This is a genomic window from Rhodococcus sp. B10 (assembly GCF_011770055.1).
Classification (GTDB): Bacteria; Actinomycetota; Actinomycetes; order Mycobacteriales; family Mycobacteriaceae; genus Rhodococcoides; species Rhodococcoides kyotonensis_B.
The window spans coordinates 1-9,223 of sequence record NZ_JAAFYV010000065.1 but is presented as its reverse complement, the minus strand read 5'-3'; the positions used below and the strand labels follow the sequence as shown (position 1 = coordinate 9,223).

At 65.6% G+C, this 9,223-nt stretch carries 8 protein-coding genes; 3 read left to right on the top strand and 5 right to left on the bottom strand.

Annotation, left to right across the window (positions count from 1 at the left end; all coding sequences use genetic code 11):
• Positions 1-164: 164 nt before the first annotated feature.
• The 4 genes from RhoFasB10_RS25465 to RhoFasB10_RS25450 form a co-directional block, all read right to left on the bottom strand.
• The gene (locus tag RhoFasB10_RS25465; protein WP_068430677.1) at positions 165-1,241 is read right to left on the bottom strand and encodes an inositol-3-phosphate synthase; all 1,077 of its coding nucleotides are present in this window, start codon (positions 1,239-1,241) and stop codon (positions 165-167) included.
• Positions 1,234-1,812 carry a PadR family transcriptional regulator gene (locus tag RhoFasB10_RS25460; protein WP_068430997.1) on the bottom strand — a complete coding sequence of 193 codons (579 nt, stop codon included), beginning with the start codon at positions 1,810-1,812 and terminating at the stop codon, positions 1,234-1,236. Before RhoFasB10_RS25460 ends, RhoFasB10_RS25465 begins: the two co-directional genes overlap by 8 nt.
• Positions 1,813-1,936: 124 nt before the next feature.
• The gene (locus RhoFasB10_RS25455) at positions 1,937-2,785 is read right to left on the bottom strand and encodes a DUF1707 domain-containing protein (protein ID WP_346764478.1); all 849 of its coding nucleotides are present in this window, start codon (positions 2,783-2,785) and stop codon (positions 1,937-1,939) included.
• A gap of 7 nt (positions 2,786-2,792) precedes the next feature.
• Complete coding sequence (locus RhoFasB10_RS25450) at positions 2,793-3,611, bottom strand: DUF1707 domain-containing protein (protein WP_254303630.1); 819 nt, start codon at positions 3,609-3,611, stop codon at positions 2,793-2,795.
• 57 nt (positions 3,612-3,668) lie between these two features.
• Here RhoFasB10_RS25450 and RhoFasB10_RS25445 point away from each other — a divergent pair, with 57 nt between their 5' ends.
• The 3 genes from RhoFasB10_RS25445 to RhoFasB10_RS25435 all read left to right on the top strand — a co-directional run bounded on the left by RhoFasB10_RS25445 (position 3,669) and on the right by RhoFasB10_RS25435 (position 8,499).
• A complete protein-coding gene (locus RhoFasB10_RS25445) occupies positions 3,669-4,130 on the top strand; it encodes a DUF5318 domain-containing protein (RefSeq protein WP_068430680.1) in 462 nt (153 codons plus the stop codon).
• Between the two features lie 231 nt (positions 4,131-4,361).
• Positions 4,362-6,878 (top strand): transglycosylase domain-containing protein, encoded by a 2,517-nt coding sequence (locus tag RhoFasB10_RS25440; protein ID WP_240931470.1) that lies wholly within the window; start codon positions 4,362-4,364, stop codon positions 6,876-6,878.
• A gap of 82 nt (positions 6,879-6,960) precedes the next feature.
• On the top strand, positions 6,961-8,499 hold the full coding sequence (locus RhoFasB10_RS25435; RefSeq protein WP_174551496.1) for a glycosyltransferase 87 family protein: 1,539 nt from the start codon (positions 6,961-6,963) through the stop codon (positions 8,497-8,499).
• Positions 8,500-8,567: 68 nt separating this feature from the next.
• On the opposite strand, the gene RhoFasB10_RS25430 is transcribed toward RhoFasB10_RS25435, so the two are convergent.
• Positions 8,568-9,223 (bottom strand): TerD family protein (locus RhoFasB10_RS25430; RefSeq protein ID WP_167679261.1); only part of this gene is annotated, 656 nt, incomplete at its 5' end.

The window sequence follows — 9,223 nt, the reverse complement described above, 5'->3', positions numbered from 1 at the left end:
GCGCACCCGTTCTGGCCATGGAATCTTCCCTAGCCGATTCAGGTGCCCCACACCTACGACGCCAGCAAGCGTGTCTCACATGTCCGTAGACATACGACTCTCATATGTCTATGGACTGGACATATAGCCCTCTGTACATTCCCACTCACATGCGACGAAGTCGCCTATGCGTCGATGATGAACGCCTCGAGCTGCTGACGCGCGACGTCGTCGGCGAGCTGCTTCGGCGGGCTCTTCATCAGGTACGCCGATGCCGGGATGACCGGTCCACCGATGCCGCGGTCGAGGGCGATCTTCGCCGCACGCACCGCGTCGATGATGACGCCTGCGGAGTTGGGCGAGTCCCAGACCTCGAGCTTGTACTCGAGGTTCAGCGGCACGTCACCGAAGGCACGGCCTTCGAGGCGCACGTACGCCCACTTGCGGTCGTCGAGCCAACCGACGTGATCCGACGGTCCGATGTGGACGTCCTTGGTGTTGAACTCGCGCTGCAGGTTCGACGTGACGGCCTGAGTCTTGGAGATCTTCTTCGACTCGAGGCGGCTGCGCTCGAGCATGTTGAGGAAGTCCATGTTGCCGCCGACGTTGAGCTGCATGGTCCGGTCGAGCTGAACTCCGCGGTCCTCGAACAGTTTTGCCATGACGCGGTGCGTGATGGTGGCACCGACCTGGCTCTTGATGTCGTCGCCCACGATGGGAACGCCTGCGTCGACGAACTTCTGGGCCCAGACGGGATCGCTGGCGATGAAGACGGGCAGTGCGTTGACGAACGCGACGCCTGCATCGATGGCGGCCTGCGCGTAGAACTTGTCGGCCTCCTCCGATCCGACGGGAAGGTAGGACACGAGCACGTCGACCTTCGCGTCGCGCAATGCCTGTGCCACGTCGACGGCGTCGCCGTCGGCCTCGGTGATGGTCTCGCGGTAGTACTTGCCCAGTCCGTCGAGCGTCGGTCCGCGCAGAACCTGGACGTCCTTCGGCGCCACGTCGGCGATCTTGATGGTGTTGTTCTCGCTCGAGAAGATCGCGTCCGACAGGTCGAAGCCGACCTTCTTGGCGTCCACGTCGAACGCGGCTACGAACTCGACGTCGCGGACGTGGTACTTGCCGAACTTGACGTGCATGAGGCCGGGAACGGTGACGTTCTCGTCCGCGTCCTTGTAGTACTCCACACCCTGAACCAGGGAGGCGGCGCAGTTGCCCACACCCACAATTGCTACGCGAATGCTGTTCTCACCCATGGTCGGGCTCTCCTTCTTTCGAAACGCTCTTCGGGTTCGATGTGTTCGACGGTCCCGCCTGTTCGGCTGCGATCACCTCGTTGAGCCAGCGAACTTCACGTTCACTGGACTCCAGGCCGAGCTGGTGCAGCTGGCGGGTGTAGCGATCGAGCGTGCCGTTGGCTCGGGAGATGGCCTCCCGCAATCCTTCTCGACGCTCCTCGACCTGGCGACGCCTGCCTTCGAGAATGCGCATCCGTGCTTCCGCCGGTGTGCGACTGAAGAAGGCGAGGTGAACGCCGAAACCGTCGTCTGTGTAGTTCTGCGGTCCCGTGTCCGCGACCAACTCGGCGAAACGCTTCTTGCCGAGTGGCGTCAGCTCGTAGACGCGTCGGGCACGACGCTTGACGAGCGCGTCGGGTCCAGCGTCTTCGGCGATGAGCCCGTCTGCTTGCAGACGACGCAGAGCCGGGTAGAGCGAGCCGTACGAGAACGCCCGGAAGGCTCCGAGGAGACCCGTCAGACGCTTACGCAGCTCGTATCCGTGCATCGGAGCTTCGAGGAGCAAACCGAGAATCGCAAGCTCGAGCATGCTCATCTCCTCCCCGACGCCGGAACCGCACAACCTGATGCGATTTCCGAGCATATACACAAAATGTATCGCGTCGATATATGTACATACATAGCGACAAGTTATCTTGTAAAGACATTAAAAACTAGTTGTCGACGCGTGAGACGTACGTCGGATTGCCCGAGAAGTCGGTCTCGACGCGCCCGCCCATGGAGTCCGGAGCCTCGACCGAGACCGAAATGCGTTGCAGACCACCGTCGTTGTCGATCTGCACCCAGTCGGCATTGCCCCTCGTGTCGCCGACGGTGGCCGGTGCTCCCGCGATCACCCCGGCGACGACGGCCGAGTCGAGCAGTGCCCAGTCGAAGGTCTGCTGAGCTTCGGCACGCAACGACGTGTCGGGCTGAACTTCGAACCCGCCGTGGACCATGACGCGTTCGACGCGTCCCTCGGCGTTCAGTCGGTAGATGTCGGCCCGGTTGTCCTTGTCGACTTCCAGCCTGAGCTCGACGACCTCGGAATTGCCGAATCGTTCGAGGTATAACGCGCGGAAGTCGTCGAGGCCTTCTGCGGTGTCGAACACGAACGGCGCGGCGACGATCGGCGTCACCGACCCGGGCAGTGGCATCGACACCTCCGGCGCCTGGGTCTGCGTCGGTTCCGCGGCAGCAGGTTCGTCGTCCGCGCTCGTCAGGATGACCGCTGCGGCCACGGCCAGGACGACGACCGCACCCGACGCCAGGAGCAGGACGGGTCCCCGTCTCGACCGCGGCGGCGTCGGCTCCGGGAGGTCGACGTCGAGCTGAAGATCGGAAACGAGTGCGTGCAGTTCACCCAGGGTGACCGCTGCCCGCGCCGCGGCGGTGCGCGAATGATGTTCGTCGACGCTCAACTGCCCGTCGGCGTAAGCCTGATCCAGTGCGCTCGCGATGAGCCCACGGTCGATGTCGCGCGCTCGGAGTGCGGGGGCGCGGTTCTTCGGTGACAGAGCCACGGTCGTCCTACTCTCCGAATCGGAACGGATCGACGTACAGGAAGTTGCCCGACGGATCGACGTACATCATTCCTCGCTCCTCGTCCGTGTTGTCCGCGTTGATCAATACCTGTGGTCCGTCCGACGTACCGCGGATCTGAATGTTCAGGCTGTCGATCCTCGACAGGTTCAGACTGTCCGCCGCGCCGGCCACGACACCGGCAATCCTGGGCAGATCGAGCGTCGTGAGGTCGATCTGGCCTTGGTTCGCCTCGCGTGCGCTCGACCAGGTGTCGTCGAAGTCGTCGAGTTCGCCGTCGCGGAAGTCGTAGGACACCTGCTTCTGCGGCAGGCCGGGAGCCGGCATGCGGACGATCGCGTACCCGGGATACAGACCGAGACTGTCGACGACGGTCGTGCCGGTCTTCTCCGCCAGGGCGCGTGCGATGTCCGCCACGACAGCCGGGTTCTGATAGCCCATGTCTCCGTACGTCGACACCGGATCGCCGTCGGCAGCACACGACCGGATCCCGAACACCAGCGCGACGACAGCCGCGACCGCGGGCACCGCGACGGCGAGGCAACCGGTACGCGACGCACGCGCGGTTCGGACCGGGTGGGCGGGCTCGATCGGTGCCGACATCGGCGTCAATCGTGTCGTGCCCTGCAGGTCCTCGATCAGCGCGTGCAGATCGGCGAGAGTCTCCGCCTCGAGCGCGAGGTCGATGCGCGCCGCGTGTTCTGCATCGGACAGCTGCCCGTCGGCGTGGGCCTCGTCGAGTGTCGCGGCGGCGTCGGTGCGATCGACGTCGCGGGCCCGTGTCGATGGGGGCAGTCGTGTCGGCACAGGTGGAGCATAGTTTCCGCGGCCCCGATCGGACAGCTTCGACGGTGGCCGATCCGCATGTCCGCGGCCGCACGTACTCTGGTCAGCGTGCGACTTCAGCGACAGGTGGTGGACTACGCCCTTCAGCGACGGTCGCTGCTCGCCGAGGTCTATTCCGGCAGGACCGGCGTCAGCGCTGTGTGCGACGCCGACCCCTACCTTCTACGAGCAGCCAAGTTCCACGGGCGCGGAAGCGACGTGGTCTGCCCCATCTGCCGGAAGGAACAGCTCACGCACGTGTCGTGGGTGTTCGGAGAGAAGCTCGGTCCCCTGTCGGGGTCGGCACGCACGGCAGACGAACTGGTCCGACTCGCGGCGACTCAGGAGGAGTTCTCGGTGCACGTCGTCGAGGTCTGCCGATCCTGCAGCTGGAACCACCTGGTTCAGTCGTACGTGATGGGTGCAGTTCCAGCCCCCAAGAGACCGCGCCGGTCGCGGTCCGGATCCCGCCAACCGAACCGTCGCACCGCGAGCGAATGACACAATCGCTGCGATGATCGATCCGGTCGGCATACGGATGTGCCTGCCGCAACTACTGGAGACCTGTACGTGAGCAACCCCTACGACAACCAGTCGGGTGGTCGGCCTGGAGATCGCGATCCCAGGCGACCCGCTGATCAAGGCCCCGGCCGACGTCCTTCGGGCCCCCCACCGTCCGGTCCCCCTCCCGTTGGTCCTCGCTCGTCGACGCCGCCTCCCGGTGGCCGTCCGATGCCTCCTCAGCGGCCCGCGGGCCAGCGCCCTCCCGGTCAGGGTCCCGTCGGACCGCCGCCGCAGCGTGACGCGCAGGGTAGGCCGTTGCTGCCACCTCCCGGCCGAGCGCCGCAAGGCCCGCCGCAGGGTTCGCGGCCCGGTCCGCCCCCTCAGGGCGCGCGTCCACAAGGCCCTCCGCCCGGACGACGTCCCGTCGGCCCTCCGCCCGGTCGTCCCCCTGTGTCCGGTCGCGGCCCCGAGGGCCCACCCACGTCCCGCGTCGCAGGTGGCATTCCGCCGGCTGGGCCGCCGGACGACACATCCCCACGCTCTTCGGGCAGTGAACCGCCCGAGCCGCCCGAGAGAGGTACTGCCGCGAAAACGAAGAAGAAGTCCCGCTGGCGTACCGTCCGCCGAACTCTGTACGTCCTGATCGCGTTGGGGCTCATCGTCCCGATCCTGGCGTTCATGGTCGCGTACACCGTCGAGGACGTCCCGCGTCCCGGTGACATAAAGACCAACCAGGTTGCGACCATCCTCGCGTCGGACGGCGTCACCGAACTCGGTCGCGTCGTCCCGCCGGAGGGCAACCGCACCGACGTGACGATCGACCAGATCCCGCTGCACGTTCGTAACGCCGTGCTGTCGGCCGAGGACAGGGACTTCTATTCGAACCCCGGCTTCTCGGTCACCGGTTTCGGTCGCGCGTTGCGCGACAACGTTCTCGGCCGCGACAGCGCAGGTGGCGGCTCGACCATCACCCAGCAGTACGTCAAGAACGCCCTCGTCGGTTCCGAGCGCACGCTGACTCGAAAGATGCGTGAGCTCGTCATCTCGTCGAAGATGGCTCGCCAGTGGTCCAAGGACGACATTTTGGCCGCGTACCTCAACACCATCTACTTCGGCCGCGGTGCGTACGGCATCGCCGCGGCGTCGACGGCGTACTTCGGCAAACCGGTCGATCAGCTGTCGATCGAGGAAGGTGCCGTGCTCGCGGCCACCATTCAGCAGCCGTCGGGACTCGATCCGGAGTTCAACCCGGAAGGTGCGCAGTCCCGTTGGGACTACGTGCTCGACGGCATGGTGTCGCAGGGCAACCTCGACCAGGCGCAACGCTCCGCGATGCAGTACCCCCAGTGGGTGCCCAGCGCGCAGGCCGACAACTCCGACACCGACAGCGGTCCCAACGGCCTGATCAAGTCGCAGGTTCTGCGTGAACTGTCTGCCGCGGGCGTCAGCGAGCAGGACCTCAACACCGAGGGTCTGCAGATCACGACGACGATCGACCCCGTCGCACAGCAGGCGGCGATCGATGCGGTGAACTCGAACCTCGAGGGCGAGCCGTCCGAGTTGCGTACCGCCTCGGTGTCCATCGATCCGAGAACCGGCGCCGTGAAGTCCTACTACGGCGGCGCGGACGGACGAGGATTCGACTTCGCGCAGTCCGGGTTGCAGACGGGTTCGTCGTTCAAGGTGTTCGGCCTCGCCGCAGCCCTCGACCAAGGCATCCCGCTGTCGCAGATGTACGACAGCTCCCCGCTGACCGTGAACGGCATCTCGATCGGCAACGTCGAAGGCGAATCCTGCGGCACCTGCACCATCGCGGAAGCGCTCAAGCGCTCGCTCAACACGAGCTTCTACCGGATGCAGCTGTCCATGGACGACGGTCCGCAGTCCATCGCCGACATGGCACACAAGCTCGGCGTGGCAGAAGAGCTTCCCGGCATCGGCCCGACGCTGACCGAGCCGAACGGTGCAGGTCCCAACAACGGCATCGTCCTCGGGCAGTACCAGTCGCGTGTCATCGACATGGCCTCGGCCTACGCGACGCTGGCCGCATCCGGTGTCCACCACGATCCGCACTTCGTGCAGCGCGTCGTCACCGCCGACGGAACCGTGCTGCTCGATCGCGGCGTGGAGCCGGGTGAGCAGGTCGTGTCCTCGGCCGTCGCCGACAACGTGACTGCCGCGATGCGTCCGATCGCCGGATACTCCAACGGCCACAACCTGGCCGGTGGACGTCAGTCGGCGGCCAAGACCGGTACCGCGCAGCTCGGCGACACCGGGGAGAACAAGGATGCCTGGATGGTCGGCTACACGCCGTCGCTGTCCACGGCGGTCTGGGTCGGCACCGAGCAGGGCCTGCCGTTGCAGAACAGCTACGGTGGCTCGATCTACGGTTCGGGCATCCCGTCGGACATCTGGAAGGACACGATGGACGGTGCGTTGGAAGGCACCTCCAACGAGACCTTCCCGACGCCGGAGCCCATCGCCGGTCAGGCAGGCGTGCCGCAGTACACGGCCCCTGCCGCTCCCGCGCCGTCCGTGGCGCCGACGACCGTTCCGCCAGCGGTCACGCTTCCGATTCCGACGGAGATCTCCCCGCCTGTCGTCATCACGCCTCGACAGGTCGAGATCCTTCCCGGCGTGACGATCCCGCTCCCGGGACTCGCTCCCGCGCCGACGACGCAATCCCCGGCGACCCCCCAGTCGCCGGCGACGCCGGAAGAGATCGAGCCCGAGCCGGCCCGGTAGCCTTCACGGAGTGAGCGACGACGGATCCTCCCGGCCCGCAACCGGCCGGAGTGCAGCCCGCGGAACGACTCATCGAGACCGCATGCTGGCGAGCCCAGGTCCGCTCGCTCCCGATCGCTCGTCCGACCGCGCGCGGGATCAGCCCGCCGTGACCGATCCGATGACCGCAGAATTGGCTGCGGTCATCGGCGGCCCGGCCGGTAAGCATGCCGTGATCGGGCGTCAGCAATTCATGACGCCACTACGGGTTCTGCTCCTTCTGGCCGTGGTGTTCCTGAGCCTCGGCTGGTTCGCGAAGGCCGGATGCATTCAGCAGGCACCCAACGGACCCGAGGGTGCCCTAGGCCTCGATTGGAGCGGAAGCCGTCAGTACGTCGCGATGTGCTACTCCGACACGGTGCCTCTGTACGGCGCCGAACGCCTCGACGAGGGCGCCTTCCCGTACAAGAAGTTCTGGGAGGAAGCGAATTCCGACGGGACCACCCAGATCCGATACATGGAGTATCCGGTTCTGTCCGGCCTGTACCAGTACGGCTCGATGGTGGTCGCGAAAGCCTGGACCGCGATGCCGTTCCTTCCGCAGGCGCTACAGGTGGTCGTCTACTTCAACGTCGTCGTCGTCGGTCTCGTACTCGCATGGTTGATCACGGTGTGGGCGACGGCTCTTTCTGCCGGACGCCGAATCTGGGATGCCGCGCTGGTCGCGGGATCACCGTTGGTGATCGTGCATGCGTTCACCAACTTCGACGCTCTTGCAACGGCTTTCGCCGCGTGCAGCATTCTCGCGTGGAGCAGGAAACGTCCGGTGCTGGCCGGTGTTCTACTCGGACTCGGCGGCGCGACCAAGCTCTATCCCCTGTTCCTGCTCGGGCCGCTCCTCGTACTGTGTTGGCGCGCAGGCAAGATGCGCGACTGGTACATCACCGCATGCTCGACGCTGGCGGCGTGGCTCGCCGTCAATCTCCCTGTAGCACTGCTGTATCCGCAGGGCTGGTACGAGTTCTTCCGGCTCAACTCGTCGCGCGGCGCGGATCCCGACTCCCTCTACAACGTCATCTCTTCGTTCACGGGATGGACCGGATTCGACGGAACCCTCTATCCCGGCGACAAGCCCATGGTGCTGAACGCGGTGACACTGCTGCTGTTCGCCGCGGTGTGCGTCGGCGTCGCCTACATCGCGATGAACGCGCCGACCCGACCTCGGCTGGCGCAGTTGACGTTTCTCGTCGTCGCCGGGTTCCTGCTCACCAACAAGGTGTGGAGTCCGCAGTACTCGCTGTGGCTCGTCCCGCTCGCGGTGTTGGCGCTGCCCCATCGTCGAATTCTGTTGGCGTGGATGACGATCGATGCTCTGGTCTGGTTTCCGCGGATGTACTACTACCTCGGTATCGAGAACAAGGGAATACCCGAGCAGTGGTTCACCGCGACCGTCGTCGTGCGTGATATCGCGGTAGTGCTGTTGTGCGCGTTGGTGATACGCCAGATCTACCGGCCCTCCGAGGATCTCGTGCGGCGCGGCGGCGTCGACGATCCCGTAGGTGGAGTGCTCGACGGTGCACCCGATATCGCAGGCAGAACGCGGGTTGCCGGCCGTCGAGACGAGCCGGCACCCACGTCCTGACAAACGCATATGCGTTTGCGTGGCATGTCCCCGCAAATGCATATGCATTTGCGGGGCTATTTCCCTGCCTACAGGTACTTGCCGAGCTGAGGGACCGCCTCGCCTGCGTGCTTGGCCTGGATGCCGTCGCCGATCGCCTGCAACTTCCAGTTGCCGCCTTCGCGGAAGACCTTGGCCATGACCAGTCCGGTGAACGGCATGCCGCCCTGCAGCGTGAACCGCGCCAACTCGATGTTGTTGGTGTCGTCGACGAGTCGGGTGAACGCGTTCTGGATCTGCTCGAACGTCTGGCCGCGGTACGACGTCACGGTGAACACGATCGCGTCGATGTGCGCGGGCACGCGGGTCAGGTCGACGTTCACGACCTCGTCGTCGCCTTCGCCCTCACCGGTCAGGTTGTCACCCTGGTGCAGAATGGAGCTGTCCTTGGACTTCAACTGGCCGTAGTAGACGATGTCGGCGACATTTCGGCCCGCGAACAGGATCGCCGACGCGTCCAGGTCGATGTTTCCTCCGCCTCGGTTACCGCCCCCGAAGAAACTCGTCTTCTTCGGAGCCTGCACCGGATCCCAACCCAAGCCCATACGGATGATGGTCAGCGCGACGCCGCCGTCCTTGCGCAGCGTGACCTTCTGGCCTTTGGTGAGGCTGACGGGCCGAGCCTTGGTGAGAGTGACCTCGGGCGGTCCCGCGGGCGCGGCAGGCGGGGGCGTGGGTGCAGGCG